Origin of the sequence: Chryseobacterium mucoviscidosis (genome assembly GCF_002177115.1) — a bacterium.
Taxonomy (GTDB): domain Bacteria; phylum Bacteroidota; class Bacteroidia; order Flavobacteriales; family Weeksellaceae; genus Chryseobacterium; species Chryseobacterium mucoviscidosis.
On record NZ_MVAG01000112.1, the window covers coordinates 1 to 238 of the forward strand.

Consider the following 238-nt stretch of genomic DNA (forward strand, 5'->3'; position numbering starts at 1 on the left):
CCTTGGCCATGTGCAGGGCGGCCCACTCGAAAAATCCGATTTCATCAAGGATCAGGGAGATAATGATGATCGCAACAAATGCCAAAGTCGCATTCCATACGATTCCCGTTACGTCTAATACATCCTGAAAATTGACGACTCCGGCAATTAAAGCCAGCACCGCTCCTCCGCAGGCCGACCAGCCGATGGATAGATTTTTCGGCTGCCAAATCACGAGCGTGAGCGTCAGCAGAAAAAT

The 238-nt window shown here is 50.4% G+C and carries 1 protein-coding gene; it reads right to left on the reverse strand.

What is annotated here, in order from left to right; translation table 11 throughout:
- On the reverse strand, positions 1–238 hold a 238-nt coding region (locus tag B0E34_RS22765; RefSeq protein ID WP_503327694.1), incomplete at both ends, for an ArsB/NhaD family transporter.